The sequence below is a fragment of the Longispora sp. NPDC051575 genome (assembly GCF_040681875.1).
GTDB lineage: Bacteria > Actinomycetota > Actinomycetes > Mycobacteriales > Micromonosporaceae > Longispora.
Map to the genome: position 1 here is coordinate 357859 of NZ_JBFAZP010000005.1, position 17685 is coordinate 375543.

Annotated in this window: 17 protein-coding genes; 8 read left to right on the forward strand and 9 right to left on the reverse strand. The window is 72.6% G+C overall.

The window, feature by feature from the left end; translation table 11 throughout:
• The first annotated feature begins 121 nt into the window (after positions 1 to 121).
• The gene (gene folE / locus AB0M43_RS16035) at positions 122 to 751 is read left to right on the forward strand and encodes a GTP cyclohydrolase I FolE (RefSeq protein WP_363725772.1); all 630 of its coding nucleotides are present in this window, start codon (positions 122 to 124) and stop codon (positions 749 to 751) included.
• Positions 752 to 961: 210 nt separating this feature from the next.
• Here folE and AB0M43_RS16040 read toward each other — a convergent pair whose 3' ends face one another.
• The 3 genes from AB0M43_RS16040 to AB0M43_RS16050 are packed head-to-tail and all read right to left on the reverse strand — an operon-like array spanning position 962 to position 4381.
• Complete coding sequence (locus AB0M43_RS16040; protein ID WP_363725192.1) at positions 962 to 1222, reverse strand: hypothetical protein; 261 nt, start codon at positions 1220 to 1222, stop codon at positions 962 to 964.
• 7 nt (positions 1223 to 1229) lie between these two features.
• Positions 1230 to 1856, reverse strand: a complete 627-nt coding sequence (locus AB0M43_RS16045; protein ID WP_363725194.1) for a hypothetical protein — start codon at positions 1854 to 1856, stop codon at positions 1230 to 1232.
• The gene (locus tag AB0M43_RS16050; protein ID WP_363725196.1) at positions 1853 to 4381 is read right to left on the reverse strand and encodes an FtsK/SpoIIIE domain-containing protein; all 2529 of its coding nucleotides are present in this window, start codon (positions 4379 to 4381) and stop codon (positions 1853 to 1855) included. The genes AB0M43_RS16045 and AB0M43_RS16050 overlap by 4 nt, the downstream gene beginning before the upstream one ends.
• Before the next feature lie 452 nt (positions 4382 to 4833).
• On the opposite strand from AB0M43_RS16050, the gene AB0M43_RS16055 reads away from it, so the two are divergent.
• On the forward strand, positions 4834 to 5250 hold the full coding sequence (locus AB0M43_RS16055; protein ID WP_363725198.1) for a hypothetical protein: 417 nt from the start codon (positions 4834 to 4836) through the stop codon (positions 5248 to 5250).
• Here AB0M43_RS16055 and AB0M43_RS16060 read toward each other — a convergent pair.
• Genes AB0M43_RS16060 through AB0M43_RS16085 form a run of 6 tightly spaced genes read right to left on the reverse strand, consistent with a single transcriptional unit; the run spans position 5243 to position 13198 of the window.
• Positions 5243 to 6400: a M23 family metallopeptidase gene (locus AB0M43_RS16060; RefSeq protein WP_363725200.1), complete on the reverse strand. Its 1158-nt coding sequence runs from the start codon at positions 6398 to 6400 to the stop codon at positions 5243 to 5245. The genes AB0M43_RS16055 and AB0M43_RS16060 overlap by 8 nt on opposite strands.
• Entirely contained in the window at positions 6397 to 6939 is a 543-nt protein-coding gene (locus tag AB0M43_RS16065) for a hypothetical protein (RefSeq protein WP_363725202.1), read from the reverse strand. The genes AB0M43_RS16060 and AB0M43_RS16065 overlap by 4 nt, the downstream gene beginning before the upstream one ends.
• A 3-nt stretch (positions 6940 to 6942) precedes the next feature.
• Positions 6943 to 8772: an MFS transporter gene (locus tag AB0M43_RS16070; RefSeq protein ID WP_363725204.1), complete on the reverse strand. Its 1830-nt coding sequence runs from the start codon at positions 8770 to 8772 to the stop codon at positions 6943 to 6945.
• Positions 8772 to 12521, reverse strand: a complete 3750-nt coding sequence (locus AB0M43_RS16075; protein ID WP_363725206.1) for an ATP-binding protein — start codon at positions 12519 to 12521, stop codon at positions 8772 to 8774. The genes AB0M43_RS16070 and AB0M43_RS16075 overlap by 1 nt, the downstream gene beginning before the upstream one ends.
• Positions 12518 to 12880 carry a hypothetical protein gene (locus AB0M43_RS16080; RefSeq protein ID WP_363725208.1) on the reverse strand — a complete coding sequence of 121 codons (363 nt, stop codon included), beginning with the start codon at positions 12878 to 12880 and terminating at the stop codon, positions 12518 to 12520. The genes AB0M43_RS16075 and AB0M43_RS16080 overlap by 4 nt, the downstream gene beginning before the upstream one ends.
• Before the next feature lie 18 nt (positions 12881 to 12898).
• Positions 12899 to 13198: a hypothetical protein gene (locus AB0M43_RS16085; RefSeq protein ID WP_197005908.1), complete on the reverse strand. Its 300-nt coding sequence runs from the start codon at positions 13196 to 13198 to the stop codon at positions 12899 to 12901.
• A 208-nt stretch (positions 13199 to 13406) separates the two neighbouring features.
• Between AB0M43_RS16085 and AB0M43_RS16090 the strand changes: the two genes are divergently transcribed.
• The 6 genes from AB0M43_RS16090 to AB0M43_RS16115 all read left to right on the forward strand — a co-directional run bounded on the left by AB0M43_RS16090 (position 13407) and on the right by AB0M43_RS16115 (position 17655).
• A complete protein-coding gene (locus AB0M43_RS16090) occupies positions 13407 to 14141 on the forward strand; it encodes a hypothetical protein (RefSeq protein WP_363725210.1) in 735 nt (244 codons plus the stop codon).
• A 66-nt stretch (positions 14142 to 14207) separates the two neighbouring features.
• Entirely contained in the window at positions 14208 to 15023 is an 816-nt protein-coding gene (gene folP, locus AB0M43_RS16095) for a dihydropteroate synthase (protein WP_363725774.1), read from the forward strand.
• The gene (folB, locus tag AB0M43_RS16100) at positions 15010 to 15366 is read left to right on the forward strand and encodes a dihydroneopterin aldolase (protein WP_363725212.1); all 357 of its coding nucleotides are present in this window, start codon (positions 15010 to 15012) and stop codon (positions 15364 to 15366) included. The genes folP and folB overlap by 14 nt, the downstream gene beginning before the upstream one ends.
• Positions 15363 to 15857, forward strand: a complete 495-nt coding sequence (gene folK / locus AB0M43_RS16105; protein WP_363725215.1) for a 2-amino-4-hydroxy-6-hydroxymethyldihydropteridine diphosphokinase — start codon at positions 15363 to 15365, stop codon at positions 15855 to 15857. The genes folB and folK overlap by 4 nt, the downstream gene beginning before the upstream one ends.
• Positions 15854 to 16339, forward strand: a complete 486-nt coding sequence (locus tag AB0M43_RS16110; RefSeq protein WP_363725217.1) for a DUF3180 domain-containing protein — start codon at positions 15854 to 15856, stop codon at positions 16337 to 16339. The genes folK and AB0M43_RS16110 overlap by 4 nt, the downstream gene beginning before the upstream one ends.
• 23 nt (positions 16340 to 16362) lie before the next feature.
• On the forward strand, positions 16363 to 17655 hold the full coding sequence (locus AB0M43_RS16115) for an ABC transporter permease (protein WP_363725218.1): 1293 nt from the start codon (positions 16363 to 16365) through the stop codon (positions 17653 to 17655).
• The last annotated feature ends 30 nt before the right edge of the window (positions 17656 to 17685 follow it).

Here is a 17685-nt window from a genome sequence, read left to right on the forward strand (position 1 = left end):
GGGCACCGGCACGTCACCGGCCGCCGGGGTCGCTCCCATTCCCGGGGCCGCGGTGATCGGGGCGCCGAGTGCCGCCATCACCGGTAGCTCCACCGAGCCCGAGTTCGTCGACATCGACCAGCTGGACTACCTCGCCGCCCGGCTCGTGGACGGCGGCATCGCCGGTCGCCCCGTCGGCGACGTGGTCGACGTCGCCCGGATCGCCGCCGCCGTGCGCGAGATCCTGATCGCCATCGGCGAGGACCCGGACCGCGACGGCCTGCGCAAGACCCCGTCCCGGGTCGCGCACGCGTACGCGGAGATGTTCGCCGGGCTCCGGGTCGACCCGGCCCAGACGCTCAGCACGGCCTTCGACGCCGACCACGACGAGATGGTGCTGGTCCGCGACATCGAAGTGGCCAGCATGTGCGAACACCACCTGCTGCCCTTCCACGGGGTCGCGCACGTCGGGTACATCCCGGGGACGCACGGCCGGATCACCGGGCTGTCCAAGCTGGCCCGGCTCGTGGAGGCGTACGCGCGCCGCCCGCAGGTCCAGGAACGGCTCACCGCCCAGATCGCCGACACCCTCGAACGCCAGCTCGAACCGCGCGGCGTCATCGTGGTCGTGGAGTGCGAGCACCTGTGCATGGCGATGCGCGGCATCCGCAAGCCGGGTTCGCGGACGGTCACCTCGGCGGTGCGCGGGCGGTTCAAGACGGACGCCCGGTCCCGCAGCGAGGCGATGAGCCTCCTCAACCTGCACCGGTAGCGCCGACCCCGCGCCGCCTTTCCGGGTGCGCGGATTTTCGCCAGTCACGCGGCGGTCAGCGGGTGCGTGCCACAGGTGACACCGGGCCCTTGTTCGGCCGGACCCGGGGCAGGCCTGTCACGCGGCGGACCGTCGCGCCGGGCGGGGGCGAGTGCCCGGATCCGGCGCGGAGTGGTCGGGACGCGGGGCCTCGTACCCGGATGAAAGGGTTTAGATCAGGGCTCTGTAGACGCCGGCCGCGTCGACCGCGCCCCGGGCGAGGGTGCCCGCCTCGTCCAGGCGGTCCCGGGACTGCTGGAGGAAGCGGATCGCCTCGTCGGCCTTCGGGTGCGAGCTGCCCGACGACGCCGTCCGGAGCCGGACCATCGCCTCGTCGAGCCGGTCGCACAGGCCCTGCATCTCGGAGACGATGTCCTCGGTGTCGCGGGTCGCCGCCGTGATGATCACTTTGATCTGTTCGATGTTGGCCATGGCGCGGTCAGCCTCCTACGGTCCACGAGATGCCCCACAGGGCACACAGCGGCAGGATCGGGGCCAGGCAGATCGCCAGCCCGAGTGGACGGGTCTTCGGCGGCTTCGACCCCAGGGCCGGCTTGAAGAGCAGACCGATCAGGGAACTGCCGACGCCGTACGCGAGGAACGGCAGGGCGAGGAACAGCAGCGTCACCAGCAGCCGGCCGACGCCCGAAGTGCCCAGGAACGCGAACACGTTGAGGAAGAACGCGACGGCCGAGGTGCAGCCGTAGACCAGGGAGTTGCGCAGGTTGGTCGACCAGTGCGGCAGGTACGGCGACCGCTTCGCCGCCGACTCCACCGCCGTGAGCTGGCTCGCCGAGCGCTCGGCCGCGTCCCGGGCCCGGCGGAGCGCCTCGGCCAGGTCGGCGACCTGGGGCTGCTGCTGCGCGGTGAGGACCGGCTCGGACAGGTCGAGCTTGTCGTACAGCTCCGTGAGGCGCTCGCGCTGCCCGGCGAGCAGTTCCTCCAGGGCGGACAGTTCGGCGCCGACCGCGGAGCGCGCGGTCACGTGCCCGGCGGCGCGGGCGGCCTGCACCCCCCGGTGCGCCTCCAGCTGGCCGGCGAGGGTCGCGTACTCGCGCCAGGTCATGCGTACCTCCCCGGGCGGACGTAGGGCACGATCGTGGCCACCCGGTCGGTGTGCCGGTCGATCAGCAGAGCCCGGTTCGGCCGGTACTGCCAGTCCAGTTGCGCCTGGCCCAGCAGCATCGCCACCTCGGAACCGGGCACGTTCAGCGTCACCAGGCAGGCCACGTCCTCCCGGCCCGACGAGCCGCCGACGTCCTCGCCGAACCGGCGCATCCCCCGCCACCAGCCCAGCACGTGCACCCCGCGCGCCGGGCCGGTCCGGAGCACCGCGCGCAGGTCGTCGAGGCCGGAGCGGCGGAGTTCGGGGTCGCGCTGTTCGAGGGTGCCGCTGGCGGCGTCGGCGCCGAACAGGACCAGGTAGGTGGGCTTGTGCGCGCCGTCGGTGGCCGGGTCCGCGAGGTCGGCGAGTACGGCGCGCAGCCGGTACGCGTCCAGGATCTCGTAGCTGTGCCCCAGGTGGTCGAGGTCCACCACCACGTCGTCGCACACCGGGTCGGCCGCCGCGACCAGCGGGGCCAGCAGGAACCGCACGTCGCCCGGGCCGTGCTGCCGGGCCAGGCCCAGGACGGCCGCGTGCAGGACGTCCGCGCCGATCTCGCTGGGGCCGAGGACCGCGAGGTGCCGGCCGGGGCTCGCGTCCAGCGGGAAGGAAGCCGTCGAGCCGGTCACGTCCACGTTGCGGCCCACGATCACCTCGGCGCGGCGCCGGCGGACCGGATCGCCGAAGACGGGATCGTTGGCGACGTGCTGCTCCGCGTACCCCTCGAAGACGCTCGGGGGTTCAGAGCCCGCCGGGCGCGCCTGCCAGAGCGTGTGCCGCAGCTCGGCCAGGGTCTCCACCTCGGCGTGCGGATTCGGGAACCGCACCACCGTGTCGTGGCCCGGCGCGCCCGCCGACGTGTTCACCACCGCCTCGCCCAGCCGGAGCGCCGTCGCCGCGTTGTTCAGCGGATCGAGCACCCCCGCGCCGCCCGGCAACGCCACCCGGGCCGCGAACTGCCCGAAGATCGACTCCCTTTTCGTGTACAGCGCCTCGACGCCGCTCACCGTCTGGCTGGCCAGCACGAGATGGATCCCGTAGGACCGGCCCTTGCGCGCCAACGACTCCAGCAGGTCCACGGCATCCCGGGCCAGCTTGTCGTTGCCCGCGAACAACACCTGGAACTCGTCGATCACGCACACCACCCGCGGGATGGTCTCCGTCAGCTCACCGATCTTCGTGACCCCGGCCCGCTTCAGGAGCGTCGCGCGCTGCGACATCGCCGCGTCGAGCTCCTTGAGCACCGCGACCCCGTACTCCCGGTCCGACTCGATACCCACCGCCCGCGCGTGCGGGATCCACGACGGGTCGCGCTCCGTCGGCGTGAACTCGGTGAAACTCACGCCCTCCTTGAAGTCCAGGAGATAGAGGACCAGCTCCTCCGGCGCGTACCGGGTTGCCAGACCATAGAGGACGTTCACCAGGAACGCCGTCTTGCCCGCGCCCGACCGGCCACCCACCAGCCAGTGCGGGGTCGCGTCGTCGAAACTCAGGGTCTGCTCGGCCAGCCCCGAGCGGCCGACCGTCGCGTTCAGGCCGGTCCGGCTCGTCTCCGCCCAACGCTGGCTCGGCAACAGGTTCGCCAGCTCCGTCCGGCCGGCCCGGGCCGCCTCCGCCGCGAGCCTGCCGGCCACCTCGGTGATCAGGGCGTCCGGGGGCGCGGCGTCCAGATACACCGGGATGGTCGAGGTCTCGCCGCCCGGGCTGACCAGGTTCGCGTACTTCGGACCGAGGGTCAGGGCCGTGCTGTTCGGCAGCGGCCGGCCGGTGTGCGCGGTGACCAGCAGGTGCAGCCGCGCGGCCGGGCCGGCGTGGGCCAACGCCGCGATCCGGGCCGCGTCGGCCGGCTCCAGCAACTCGGGGGCCACGGCGACCACCACCAGCAGGTACGGCAGCTCCCGGTGCCCCGCCTTCACCTGCCGCTCCGCCTCGTCCAGGACATGCTTCAGCCCGTCCCGGTCGGTCACCGGAGCCGGTAGCGCCCCCGCCTCGAACAGCGGCCGGAACGGGGCCGTCGCCGTACCGACCGTGGCGCTGTCGGCGATCAGGACCCGCAGCTCGCGGGGCGGCACGGCTGCCAGGAGCCGGAGCAGGACCGTGCGGATCAGGGCCGTGACCCGGGGATCGCGGGCGTCCGCGTCGATGACCAGATGACCCTTGCCCAGGGTCGGGACGAGGAGCGGGAAACTGGCGTCGGGAAGCGGGCGGGCCTCGCCGATCCGGACCAGGGCCGGGAGGGCGAGCTGGTCGTGCGGGAGGTCCCCGGTGATCGCCGTGAGGGGAGCGCCCAGCCAGCCGGGGGCCAGGTCGGCGGCGGTGCGGGTCAGGTGCTCGACGATGGCGCGCTGCTCGGCGGTGGACTCCGCGGAGTAGCCGCTGGCGGTGGGCAGCTCCAGGGCGCGGCGCACGGCGGCCACCAGGCCGGATGCCTGCCGGTGCAGAGTGACAGCCTGCTCGACCCCGAACCTCAGCCTGCCGATTCCCACCCGCAGACGCTACCGCAGTCCCGGCCGTGACGACAGCACCGCCGCCGTTGGGCCTGGGCGTGGTAGCCAACGTCGGTCAACGGCGGGTGCGGGGGCTGCGGGGTGCGGACCGTTAATCTGGTGGCATGACCTCAGGGGACGGGCAGAACGACGAGCCGATGTGGCCGATGGCCGCGCCTCAGGGCCCGGGTGCGGTGCCGGTGCAGGCTGGTGGTGGGGAGCCGTCCGGGCCGTTGGGGCAGGGTGCCGCTGGGCAGTCGGTGCCGGGGGCGAGCCCGGGTGGGCAGCCGTCGGGAGGGGTGGCTGTCGAGGCCGGGAGTGGAGCCGGCGTCCGGCCCGGGTTGGAAGGGGCTCCCTCAGCGGGTGTGCTGGGGGCCGGCTCGGAGGCGGGTGCCGGTGGTGTGGCGGCTGGCGGTCGGGTGGTTCGGCGTCGGGGGCGGCCGCCGGGGAAGGTGATCGCGCTGGTGGCGGGGCTCGCGGTGATCGTCGCGGTGGTGGTGGCCGGGGGGATCGCGCTGAATGTGTACGACCAGCAGACGAAGATCGATCGGAGTACTCCGACAGTCGTGGTGACGCAGTTGGTGTATGAGATGTTTTCCAACCGCGACGACGAGGCTGTGGCTCGGTTCAGCTGTAGGAAGGCTGAGCTTGGACCACTTCGAGAACTACTGTCTGGGATCAAGGCCCAGGAGGCCAGCGGTGGGCCGAATGTGAAGGTGACTGCGGAGGCCCTGACACTGTCGGGCAAGTCCGAGGTCCACGCTCAGCTGAGGCTGTCGGCTCCGACCGGCGACGGAATCGAGAACTGGATCTTCGACACAGCTGACCAGGACGGCTGGCGCGTCTGCGCAGCTCGCAAGGTCACCTGACATCCTTCAGCGGCGAACCCTTGGCCGCCATGTAGGACACCGGATCCACCGCGCCGCCGTTCGACATGTCGCCCCGCAGGTGGACCTCGAAGTGCAGGTGCGGCCCCGACGAGTTGCCGGAACTGCCGGACAGCCCGATCACCTCGCCCGCGCTGACCAACTGGCCGATCCGGACGGGCGGCCGCTGGATCATGTGGCAGTACCGGGTGGCGACGTTGTCCGCGTGCTTGATCTCGACGTACCACCCGCAGCCGGACACATGGGTCCCGCCGTCCACGTCGCAGCTCATCTGGGCGTTGCCCACGTGCGCGTTGCACTCCGCGGTCATCACGATGCCGGCGGCGGCGGCCCGGATCGGGGTCCGGTGCGGCGAGCTCAGGTCCACGCCGTAGTGGAAGCCGCCGTCCCGGGGGCCGAACCGGCTGCTGACCTGGTCGGAGACGGGGGTGGTCCAGCCGCCGGCCGTGATGGCACCGCCCGGGGCGCAGGCCAGCGCGGCGGGGTCGGCGTTGCCCGGCGCGCGGGCCGCGCCACCGGTCAGGGCGTCGACGATGGCGGCGGCCAGGGGCTCCCATTTCTGGTACGCCTCCGGGAACGCGCTGACCTGGACCCGCTGGGCGGCCTCGGTGAGCCGCATCCGCTCCCAGCCGGGGATGCCGCGGAGCTTGTCGTAGAACTTCCGCGCGCTGATCGAGGGGGTCATGAGTTCGGCGACCGTGCCCCAGCCGCCGGCCCCGTCGGGCGGGAGCGGACGCTGCTGGAACAGCCCGACGCTGTCGTGGTCGCGGCCGACGCCCTCGTGCGGGATGTTCAGGGAGCGGGGCACGTTGCTGTTCGCCAGGTTGTGCAGGTTGGACTCCTGCAACGCTGTCCCGATCGCGATCACCCAGGCCCGGGGCGGGATCGCCAGCCGCTGACCCTCCTGCACGATCATCGCGGCGTTGCGCATCTCGGCGGGGGACAGGTCCGACAGGGTGGGCAGCTTGTCCAGGCTGATCGTGGTGCCCGCGCCGCAGGCCGCCAGGTTCAACCGGGGGTCGTTCGGGTCGCCGTTCAGGCCGCCGAGCAGTGCAGCCGCCGTGCCGCCGGCGCAACAGAGCAGGATGAGCACTCCGCCCAGGAGGGCCGAGATGATCAGCCTGCGTTTCACCGTTTCCGCTCCCAGTCGATCGTGTCGACCCGCCACTGGCCGCGATCGGCGACCAGCCTCAGACTCAGAGTGCCAGAGTCCACGGCCAAGCGGTACTCCACGAACGAGGCTCCTGTGTAGACTCCCGGACTCGGCTCACCGGCGAGGCTGCTCGCCGGCACCTGGACCGGGTCGACGTCCTTCAGCTTTTCCATCAGATCCGGGGTCGCGTAGGGCCGGAGCCCGGCGCGCCATTGGTCGCCGGTGACGCCGGTGTGCCGCAGCCAGGCCAGGGCGAAGGTCTTCGCCACCACCTCGGGCGGGGCCGTGCCGGGGCTGGTCGAGGGCGGGGCCGGCGACCGGCTGGGCTCGAGGTCGGTGCCCTCCTGGTGCGGTTCGGTGTTCACCGGGGCGGGCTGCGCGCTGCCGGTGTCCGGGCCGACCGCCGAGGGGGCGGCTTCCGGCGCGACGACCTTGATGGTCAGGATCAGCCCGGCGATGAGCAGCACCATCATCAGGGCGATCGCGTACCGGGCGCCGAGGTAGGACAGCCACCGCATCCGCTACACCCGCTCCTCGGCCCTTGACTCTGACGGCCGGTAGACCTCGCCCCACGACGAGTCACCCGACTCGGTGTTGACCGGGGTGGGCATCCGCCGCTCGCCGGTCGAACGCACCGGGCTGGCCGGGGCCGAACTCGACTCGGGCCGGGACGACGCCGGCTGGGCGACCGGGGCCGACGGCGCCGCCGAGACCTCCTCGGACCGCGTCTCCACCCGGGTGGACGCGCCGGCGGTCGTGCCGCTCGGGGCCTTGTCGTCCTCCGCGACGGCCTTCGCCGTGCCGGCCGCCACCGCGGCGGACCGCAGGTCGGAGAAGAAGCGTTCCCGCCAGGTCGCGCCCGGCGCCGCCGCCCCGCCTTCCTTGCCCGCCATCTGGGTGATCCGCCGGTACGGCCGCAGGAGCATCCAGCCCACGATCCCGCACAGCCAGATCAGCACGACCTGCAGCCAGCCGGGCAGCGCGGCGGTGCTCATGATCTGGTCGACGGCGAACAGGTAGATCGCGGCGCCGGTACCGAAGATCAGGATGTTGAAGACGGCGGCGAGCACGGCGTTCATCAGGCGGCGGAACCCGGCCGAGGCCGGCTTGAGCAGCGCGACCGTGCCGATCACCGGGGCCGCGATCACGGCCCAGCGGAACAGCACGAACCCGAGGAGCACGAGGATCGAGGCGGTGATGTCGAAGAACGAGTACGCCAGGGAGGCCAGGATCGCCACGAACCCCGCGCCGATCCGGTCGGTGCCCCGCATGCCCTGGAGGTACTCGTAGGCCTCCGGGTCCTCGGTCTTGATCTGCTCGGCGACCTTCTGCCACTCGGTGGACTTCTGACTGATGATGGCGGCCCGCTGGCTCGAATCCCCCCGCATCGTTTCCGTCTCGGCCCAGCTGAACGACTTGGCGTCGTAGAGCGCCATGCCGTACTTCTGCGCCGTGATGCTGTCCGCGCTGCCCAGGGTGCCCCGGAGCCAGTTCTTGTAGAGCAGGTTCTCGGCGGCGGTGTCGCCGGCCCGGACCGCCGGGGGCCGGTTGTCCTTGCACGCTGCTGGCCCTGGGATCGCCGGGCACTTGTCCGGCGGGGTCTCCTTGGTCGCCGGCCCGATCGCCGAGTGCACCGCCGCGAGCCCCGTCGTCAGCGTCGAGTCGGCCAGCCCCGCGGCCTTGGTCGGCCAGGTGGCCAACGCCGTCACCACGACCAGCACGAACATCGCCCAGCCGGCCGTCGTCATGGTCGAGGACATGTCCGACTGCCGGGAGCGCCAGAGCAGGTAGAGCCCGACGACGGCGAGCGTGATCGAGCCGAAGACGGTGAACACCTTCGTGTACACGGCCTTGGTGGCCTTCTCCACCAGCGGATCCGCCCAGCCCCAGAGTTCCTTGGGTTCCCAGGCGCGTTCGCGCAGCGCGTTGGCCGCGCCGACGATGCCGGTGGCGATCATGAACTCGCCGTTGGCCACGGTGTTCTCGAACTTGTAGTCCGGGTGCATCGTGGTCTGCACGCAGTTGATGTCGTAGGTGGTGAAGTCGTAGCCCGCGTAGCCGTACTTGCTGTACATGCCGGTCACGCCGGCCTTGCGCGAGGACTCCGGACGGGACGCGAACCAGCCCGCCATCCCCGAGTCCGGCGCACTCGGCGTCGGCGACTTCAGGCACGTCGCCCGGCTCGAAGCCACGTCGTCGAGCTCCCCGACGCACTTGGACAGGTTTCCGGGGACCCGCCACTCCTCCAGGCTGCACGGCTTCTTCGCCATCGCCGGCGACACGGGCACGACGATCACGAGTCCGGTGATGATCAGTGTGAGGAGAACGGCTGCCCAGCGATGGCCGGACATCACTCCCGCCCCCGGGTCGGCGGAGCCTCCGGCGCGGCCGTAGGCGTCGTGTCCAGGTAGTCCAGCAGCTGTGGAACGTAGGAGATGTCCACCCGCACCTTCTGCACCCGCCCATCCACGTCGCGCATCACGAACTCCCGGAATCCGAGCCGATCCTGTGATGATGCCTCAACTTGGGAGAGTGTCGCTAAGGTCTGCTCATATCCGACGCCACGGGGCACCCTGAGCAGTCGGAGCGCCTCCTCGGCGATCTCGGAGTCCTCGGCGATTCGTCCCACGAACACTGTGGACACGAGGTTTTGAACGTCGAGTCCGAGAATGTCTTTCGGGTTCTGGGAGGCGACCAAAGCGGCCAGGTTCCATTTTCGGGAGTCGCGGGCCAGACGGACCAGGAAGGACCGTCCGGAGCGCCAGCCGTCCATGAAGTGCGCCTCGTCGAGGCCGACGAGCTTGCGGCGGTGCATGTCGCCGGAGTAGCAGCGGCGGACGGCGAGCCGGTGCGCGGTGTGCAGCATGGGGAGGGCCAGCTGCTCCTCCGCGGACCAGTACTCGCGTTCGATCTTGAGGTCGGGCAGCCGGAGCCCGGCCATGGTGATCACGGTCAGGGTCTTGTCGTCGCCGAGCGCGCCCTCCGGGGGGCGGCCGAAGAACAGCAGGGCCAGGGGCATCTCGGCGGTGTCCAGGAGCAGGTTGCCCAGCTCGCGGGAGTGGTCGTCGCCGTCCTGGAGTGCCTTGACGATGTCGTCGAGGGTCGCGGTCTCCTCGGCGGGTACCTTGCGGACCGCGTGCCGGAGCATCGTGGCCGTGCGCGCCTCGCGGGCCACCTGCGGGGGTACGAGCATCGAGCAGATGTCCTGGACGAGCATCCGGCGCTCGGCGCGGGCGTTGCCGAGCGCGATCTGGAACTCGCGGTCGCCCTCGGTGCCCGGCGGGAAGTGCGGGCGCTGCGGGGTGGGGATCAGCGCGTACGGGTTCAGGGTGCCCTGGCCGGAGCCGGTCAGGTTCAGTACCCGCGAATAGGGTTTGAGCTCTGGCATCTCGCACAGCCGGCCGAGCGGCCCGGACGGGTCGAGCATGGTGACCTGCACGCCCCGGCGCGCGGCCAGGTAGCCGAGGCCGCCCATCAGGGTGGACTTGCCACCGCCGGGCTCGGCGACGAACACGGCCAGGCCGGAGCGCTCGCGGACCTCGGTGGGGAAGTGCACGTCGAGGAAGACGGGGCGGCGGCAGGTGCCGGCGGTGCGGCCGATCAGGTCGCCGCGCCGGTCGCCGACCGTGGACGCGGCCTGGGGCAGCGCGGCGGCGAACAGCTTGACGGGCATCCGGCGGACGTAGCCGCTGTTGGCGATGGGCTCGCCGGGGATGAACTCGCGGGCCAGCCAGTCCTGGTTCTTCGGGTGCTGGAGGGAGATCCGCAGCTCGCGGGAGTACATCTGGATGAGCTTGCGGGTCCGCTCCAGGGCCTCGTCGCGGGTCCGGCCGCCGATCGCGATCCGGTGCCAGCCGTGCACCCGGGCGGCGTCGATCGGCAGGCCGGTGGTCATCTCGTCGCCGATGCCGAGGGCACGCTTGGCCAGGCGCTCCAGCTCGGGCGGGGAGTCCATGCCGTGCTCGGCGTAGTCGCGCTGCTGGGAACGGATCATGCGCAGCCGGTGCTCGAGGTTCTTGAAGGTGTCGTTCTGGCCGAGCGCGTCGACCCGGCTGGACAGCTCCATCGGCCACGGCAGCCGCTCGTGGAAGTGCAGCCACGGCTCGTGCCGTTCGGGGATGTCCAGCGGCTCCATCCGGCCGACGGTGAGGACGCAGACGTGCCGTTCCTCGCCGGTGAGCCGGTTGACGAGCTTGACGGTCGCGCCGTAGGGCGTGCGGTAGCGCTCGATGTGCTCGGTGAGGGCCAGCAGGTCGCCGCGCTCCCACTCCCCGGTGCCGACCGGGGACATGTCGCGCGGCGGGGCCATGCACAGCGCCACCGAGCGGTAGAGCAGCCACTCGAGTTCCTTGACGGTCACCCGGCGGCCGCGCATGCCGAACGCGCCCAGCACCTCGTCGAACTGCTCGACCAGCCGCGACGTGCGCCGGCGCTCCGACTCGGTCACGCCCTTGCCGAACATCCGGTTGATCTTCTCGGAAAAAGAGTCTCCGAGGGTACGCCGGGCGAAGGTGATCCCCAGGTACGTCTGCCCCTCGGCATGGTTCACCTGCAACAGGTGCTTCTGCGCGTTGACCAGGTGGTCGCCCCAGCTCGGGGCCCCGGGCACGGTCGGCAGCGGCCGGGGCGTGTGGGTGTCCACGGTGCGCGCCCACTCGTCGGCCGGGAACGGCATGGTGGTGCGCCGCAGGTGCAGCCGGAACCCGGCGAGCCCCGCGTACTGCTCCGAGATGGCCACGATCAGCGCCTCGCGCTCCGCGTCCGGGCGGAACGCCCAGCGGACCTCGGGCAGCCAGTACCACGCGGTGATGGTGTTCGGGGTGAACGTCAGGTGCCCGGCGACCTCGGTGATCGCCAGGTCGGACGACGGGTCCCGGTCGGTGAACCGGGGCAGCTGGCGGCGCGGCACCCCGTCCCGGATCGGCTGGACCTGGCGCTTGGGCACCCGGCGCGGGCTCGGGTCCGGCTTGGTGGACGGCGCGGTGCCGAGGTTGCGGTGCTCGCGGCCGAGCCGGATGTCCTCGGTCGGCCGGTTGTCCCGGGGCCCCTGGGTGCCCCTCGGGCCCTGGTTGTCCCTCGGACCCTGCGGCAGCTGGGAACGCTCGGCGGGCACGGCCCGGCCGGTGGCCCGCTCGGTGACCGGCAGCTGGTGCACGGGCGGCGGCGGGACGGCCTCGACGGCGGCGTTGAACAGCTCGTCGACGTGCTGGGACAGCTCGTCGTCGTGGGCGCGGCGGGCGGCGGCGGACGCGGGGCGGCCGGACGGGAGGGCGCCGGGGAGCTGCGGGTCGTGGCGCTGCTGGTCGGGCGCGGCGGACCGGGTCGCCTCGGCCGGGGGCATGCCGAGCTGGGGGGCCTGCGGCTGGGCGGGGCCCTGCTGGCCAGGCTGACCGTGCTGGGGCTGCTGCTGCACCGGACGTCGGGAATCGGACGGCGCGCCGTCCGCGACACGCCGGATATCCGGGCCGGGCCCCCCCGCGCCCGGCTGCACGCCGGTCGGCGCCACGGGCCTGTCGTGCTGGCCGGTGGCAGGCGCACCGAGCCCGGCCTGGACGCGGTGGTCGGGCTGGGCTCCGGAAGGCGTGACCGACCCGGTGGGCTGGCCCCCGGAAGGCGAGCCGGGCTGGACGCCGGCAGGCGCGGCGGCCTGCATGCCGTACGGCTCGCGTCGCCCGCCCAGCGCCTGCTGGATCCCGGGCGCGGTCGGCCGGCCACCCCGCTGCTCGGGCCTCGGGTGCTCGCCGGACGCGGCCCGGTCGGCGGCCGTCGGCACCCGGGTCGTCCCGGTCGGCGGCCGCACCTGGGTGCGCTCGATCGGCCGGTGCACGGGCCCCTGCTCGACCACGGGCGCGGCCACGGGCTCCGGAGGACGCTGCTCGGCGACGGGCTCCGCCGGGGCGGCCTCGTCCTTCGCGGGCGTCACCAGGCCGAGGAACGGCGACAGGGTCGCGTCGTCGGCGTCCAGGATCGACGCGGAACCGTTCGGGTCGGCTCCCGGGGCGCGGAACACCGCTACCGGGCCGGGCTGTCCGGGCACAGTGGCCTTCTCACTCGTCGTCGGTGGCGAGGTCTCGCCCGGCCCTCGGGGGGTCGTGGTCATATCAGCTCCTCGCGGATGAGCACTTTCCTGGCGACGAGACGGGGCTCCCGCTGTTCGGTGCGGGGCTCCCTCGTGCGGCGCCAGTCGGTGAGCGCGGTGCGGATGACCATGCGTGCCGGTCGGTCCGGGTCGACGTGCCGGAAGATGTACGACGTGGTCACCATCGCCAGCGCGATCTCCCACGCCGGAAACAGTTCCACTGTACGGGTGACCAGGAAGTGAATGAACATGAAAACGGGTACTAAGAGGATAAAAAGTCCATATTGCGCATAAGGCAGGTGGACTGGCAGGGTATATCCAGGCGGCCCGAGGTAGACCAGGCGCGCCCGGTAGATGTCGTCATCTGTCCTCAGCCGCATGGTCCGCTCACGTCCCCGCTACTTCGTGAAGAGCAGATTGATCAGGTACTCGCCCAGGAAGAACAACGTGGCGGCGCCGGCCACGAACACCATGCCCACGATCGCGATGGCCGAGCTGGTGAGGACTTTGGACACCTCGCCCTTGCTGGCGCGACCGATGAAGATGATGCCGAGCACCGCGAGCAGGATCGGAGCGATCTTGGTCGCGAAGAAGCCCAGCACGCCGTTGGTGTTGATTCCTGGTTCGGCGAGGACGATCTCTGCCGCATGCGCGAGGCTGACGGACGGCGCCGCCTGCGCGAGTTCCAACAAGATCATCTCGACCTCCCCGGTCGCGGCCGGGGGAGCCCGGCCGCCAGTGCTCTAGCCTTCCGGAAAACTGCTCCGAGTGGTAGTAAGCAGTGACCCTGTGTCGCGCCGCTGCTCAGGGTGAGCTTGACCGTACATTGCGCCCTGACGGCGGACAAGCTAAGAAGACTGTTGCACGAGTCCTTCCGGCGCACAAAGCTGACCGTGGAGGTAATCCATGCTGCGCATGGCGATCGCGGGCACGATGATCATGCTCGCGGGCCTGCTCATGGCAGGTCTGAGCGGGTACGACCTCGGCGTCGCCCGCGCCGCCCGTGCCCTGCGGATCGGCGTCGCCGCCGCCCGCGCGGCCCGGCCCACGGCCCCCGACCAGGGTGCCCCCGTGGTCTCCTTCGGCTCACCCGGCCGGCCGCACCTCGGCACGGGTCCGCTGGCAGTGGCCGCGATCGGCCTCGGGCTCGTCCTGGCCACCGCCGGGGCCGGGGCGATCGTCTGGTCGGTCCCGGTGGGCACCGCCCAGCACTGGGCGCTGGTCGCCGGCTCGGGGGCGGTCGTCCTCGCCGTGGGGCTGATCGGGGTGACAAAGCTCGTCCGAAGGGTCGAGATCTCGGCGTACGCCAAGGGTGCCGCGCTGCTGCCGGTGCTGGTGCCGACGATTCCACTGCCGACCGAGGGGGCCCCCGTGGCCGACCAGCCCGTACCGCCCGCCGCGTCCGCGGCCCCCGTCGACGACCGTGGGGTACCCGACGACGCGCAGCTGGGGTGGGTGTACCGGGACGTGATCGGCACGTGGCTCATCGTGGTCGCCGCCGAGGACGGGGCCGGACGGCGCTTCGTCCGACTGACGGATTTCCGACTCTTGCCCCCCGGAGCCGCGCAGCCGCCGCTGGAGATCGTCGGGGCCGTGGAACTCGCCGTGTGGCCCCTGACGCCGGCGACCCCACCCGAGTGATAGGGCCATCCCGCCGGACCGCCGAGCCGCACCCTCTACCCTGAACGGGTGAGCACTCCCGCCGTCATGGGCATCCTGAACGTCACGCCCGACTCCTTCAGCGACGGCGGCCGGCACGCGGAACTCAGGACCGCCGTCGAGGCCGGGCTCACCCTGCGCGCCCAGGGCGCCGACCTCGTGGACGTGGGCGGCGAGTCCACCCGCCCGGGAGCCGCCCGGGTCGACGCGGACACCGAGGCCGCCCGGGTCGTGCCCGTGATCCGGGAACTCGCCGCCGCCGGGGTGCCGACCAGCGTGGACACCACCCGGGCGACGGTGGCCGCCGCGGCGCTCGCGGCCGGTGCCAACATCGTCAACGACGTCTCCGGCGGCCTGGCCGACCCCGACATGGCCCGGGTGGTGGCCGACGCGGGCTGCCCCTGGATCCTGATGCACTGGCGCGGGCACTCCGACCGGATGCAGGGCAACGCGGTGTACGGGGACGTGGTCGCCGAGGTGCTCGCCGAGCTGTCGGAGCGCGTGGACGCGGCCGTGGGCGCCGGGGTGGACCCCGAGCTGCTGATCCTCGACCCGGGGCTCGGCTTCGCCAAGAACGCGGCGCACAACTGGGAGCTCCTGGCCCACCTGGACCGGCTGAACGACCTCGGCCTGCCGGTACTCGTCGGCGCCAGTCGCAAGTCCTTCCTCGGCGCGCTGCTCGCCGGCCCCGATTGCACCCCCCGCCCCACCGAGGGCCGGGAGGCGGCGACCCTGGCGGTCAGCGTCCTGGCGGCCCAGGCCGGAGCGTGGGGGGTCAGGGTGCACGACGTGCTCGGGACCGCCGACGCGCTGGCCGTCCTGCGCATGGTGAACGATCGAAAGGTGGACGATGGACACCATTGAGCTGCGTGGCCTGCGGGCGCGCGGCCACCACGGGGTGTACGACTTCGAGCGGTCCGCCGGTCAGGACTTCGTCGTGGACGCCGTCCTCGACATCGACCTGCGGAAGGCGGCGTACTCCGACGACGTGGCCGACACCGTGCACTACGGCGAGCTGGCCGGCCAACTGGTCGCGGTCGTGTCCGGGGAGCCGGTCAACCTGATCGAGACCCTGGCCGAGCGGCTGGCGGAGGTCTGCCTGGCTGATCCCAGGGTGGTGGCCTGCGCGGTCACGGTGCACAAGCCGCAGGCCCCGATCCAGCACGAGTTCGCCGACGTCTCCGTCACCGTGCGCAGGAAGGCATGAGGGCGCTCCTGGCGCTGGGGGCCAACCTCGGCGACCGGCGGGCGGCGCTCCTGGCGGCGGTGGCCACGCTTGGTGACGCCGTGCTGACCAGCTCGCGGGTGTACGAGACGCCGCCGTGGGGGGACGAGCACCAGCCGGCGTACCTGAACATGGTCCTGCTCGTCGAGGGCGACTCCGACTGGCTGGCCGTCGCGCGCGGCCTGGAGGAGGCGGCCGGGCGGACCCGGGACCCGGAGCGCCCGTTCGGCCCGCGCACCCTCGACGTGGACGTGGTCATGGTGTGGGACCCGGAGCCGGTGCTGTCCGACGATCCGGAGCTGACCCTGCCGCATCCCCGGGCGCACCTGCGCGCGTTCGTGCTCGTGCCGTGGCTGGAGGTCGACCCGTGGGCCGAGCTGCCCGGGCACGGGTTCGTCGCGGACCTGCTCCGGGAACCCGGGCTCGCGGCGGACGCGCGCGACGTGGTCGCGGTCGGTACCGTGGCGTCATGACCGAGCCGGAGCCCAGCCTGCGCCCGACCAGCCCCGCGACCCTGTTCGTGGCCGGCCTCGCCGCCGCCGCCCTGACGTGGGTGCTGATCGGCCGGTTCTACGGGGACCTGCCGAAGCTGACCTGGCTGACCGCGTTGACCCTGGGCCTGCTGGGCCTCGCGGAGCTGTACGCGGCGTGGAACACCCGGACCCGGCTGGCCCGCCGACCGGGTACCGAGCCGGTCGAGCCGTTGACCGTGGCGCGGCTCGTGGTGCTCGCGAAGGCGTCCTCTCTGGTCGGCGCGATCTTCGCCGGGGCGTACGGCGCGCTGGCGGTGTGGCTGTGGTTGTCGAGCCTCGACGCGGCCGGCCGGGACCTCCCCGGGGCGGTACTGGCGCTGTGCGCGTCGGCCGTTCTGCTGGTCGCCGCGCTGTGGCTGGAGCAGTCGTGCCGGATCCCGCCGGGGCCCAAGGATATTGAAAAGGACCCTTCCGCCGGCTGAGTTCGGCGGGTACGGTCCCGCACATGGCTCTCGATGCCCCCGGGTCGACCGGCAAGGATCGGCTCTTCGTCCACCTTGTCTGGGAAGTGCTGCTGGCCTGCCTGGTGACGGGCCTGGCCGTGACGCTGTACGGCTTCGCGTCCGCCAGCTTCGGCGGCAACAGCCTGAAGTCCATGGCCGTGGTCGCCGCCGTGCTGCTGTTCCTCGCGGTGGGGCTGTCCGCGACGGTCCGGGCCGGGGCGGTGAACCTGGCGGTCGGCCCGGTGGCGGTCGCGTCGGGCTACGCCTTCGCGGCGCACAGCTACGCCGGCTATGTCGAGGCCACCCTGTTCGCGGTCGGGGTCGCGCTGCTGGCCGGCCTGACGCTGGCGCTGTTCGTGTGCGTGGTCCGGGTGCCGGGCTGGGCGGCGAGCGCCGGGCTCTCGGTGCTGATCATGGCGTACTTCGCCGGCCACCACACGTCGACGATCGACGACCTGGACTACCGGCCCCAGACGCACGGCGGGCTCTGGCTCGCGGGTGCCGTCGCGCTGTCCGTCATCGGCGGCCTGTTGTGCCTGGGCGGTGGGCTGCGCCGCGGCCTGTCGCGGTACCGGATCGACGGCGACCCGGCCGGCCGGGTCGGGGCCGGCCCCGCGCTGCTGGCGGCGGGGATCCTGATCGGTTCGTGCCTGCTCGCGGCCGCGTCGGGTGTCCTGTTGACCCTGCACCTGGGGGCCAGCACCCCGAACGACGGCCTGCAGCACACGTTCGCGGCGCTCGGCGCGGTACTGCTCGGCGGGGTGAGCGCCTTCGGCCGCCGGGGCGGCATCCTCGGCACGGTGCTGGGCGCGCTCGCCGTCACCCTGGGCACCCAGATCCTCGCGGTCAAGGCAGTGAGCGCCTCCTACCTGTGGGTGGCCGGCGCCGCGGTCCTCCTCGGCCTGATCGTCACCCGGCTGGTCGAGCGGTTCGGCCGGCCCCGGCGGTACCCGCCGACGGTCGGGGACCCGGAGTCACCGGACTGGCCGCTCGGGGTCGGCAGCGGCGAGGCGGTGGCCGCCGACGACACGTGGCCGGGCGGCAGCCCGTACGCGAAGGCGAGTTCGGACTCCTGGTCCGGCCCGGCGACCGCCACGTTGTCGGCCCCGCCGGTCCCGCCGCCCGCCCCGGGCGAGCCGGCCGGCTACGACCCGCGCTACGGCGACGACACGAGCTACGGCGCGCGCCCGGGGGAGACGTCCCCGTTCCGGCCGCCGCTGGGCTCCGACGGCCCCGGGCAGCAGGGCAACGGCCCCGACATCGACCCGTGGGGTACCCCTCCGCGCCGGATCTGACGGAACATCCCGGTACCCGTCGCTGTGGGT

Excerpts from the sequence above, each read along its gene's own strand:
- AB0M43_RS16040 (WP_363725192.1), bottom strand. The coding sequence starts at position 1,222 with ATGGCCAACATCGAACAGATCAAAGTGATCATCACGGCGGCGACCCGC.
- AB0M43_RS16045 (WP_363725194.1), bottom strand. The coding sequence starts at position 1,856 with ATGACCTGGCGCGAGTACGCGACCCTCGCCGGCCAGCTGGAGGCGCAC.
- AB0M43_RS16065 (WP_363725202.1), bottom strand. The coding sequence starts at position 6,939 with ATGCGGTGGCTGTCCTACCTCGGCGCCCGGTACGCGATCGCCCTGATG.
- AB0M43_RS16070 (WP_363725204.1), bottom strand. The coding sequence starts at position 8,772 with ATGTCCGGCCATCGCTGGGCAGCCGTTCTCCTCACACTGATCATCACC.
- AB0M43_RS16075 (WP_363725206.1), bottom strand. The coding sequence starts at position 12,521 with ATGACCACGACCCCCCGAGGGCCGGGCGAGACCTCGCCACCGACGACG.
- AB0M43_RS16080 (WP_363725208.1), bottom strand. The coding sequence starts at position 12,880 with ATGCGGCTGAGGACAGATGACGACATCTACCGGGCGCGCCTGGTCTAC.
- AB0M43_RS16085 (WP_197005908.1), bottom strand. The coding sequence starts at position 13,198 with ATGATCTTGTTGGAACTCGCGCAGGCGGCGCCGTCCGTCAGCCTCGCG.
- AB0M43_RS16090 (WP_363725210.1), top strand. The coding sequence starts at position 13,407 with ATGCTGCGCATGGCGATCGCGGGCACGATGATCATGCTCGCGGGCCTG.
- folP (WP_363725774.1), top strand. The coding sequence starts at position 14,208 with ATGGGCATCCTGAACGTCACGCCCGACTCCTTCAGCGACGGCGGCCGG.
- folB (WP_363725212.1), top strand. The coding sequence starts at position 15,010 with ATGGACACCATTGAGCTGCGTGGCCTGCGGGCGCGCGGCCACCACGGG.
- folK (WP_363725215.1), top strand. The coding sequence starts at position 15,363 with ATGAGGGCGCTCCTGGCGCTGGGGGCCAACCTCGGCGACCGGCGGGCG.
- AB0M43_RS16110 (WP_363725217.1), top strand. The coding sequence starts at position 15,854 with ATGACCGAGCCGGAGCCCAGCCTGCGCCCGACCAGCCCCGCGACCCTG.
- AB0M43_RS16115 (WP_363725218.1), top strand. The coding sequence starts at position 16,363 with ATGGCTCTCGATGCCCCCGGGTCGACCGGCAAGGATCGGCTCTTCGTC.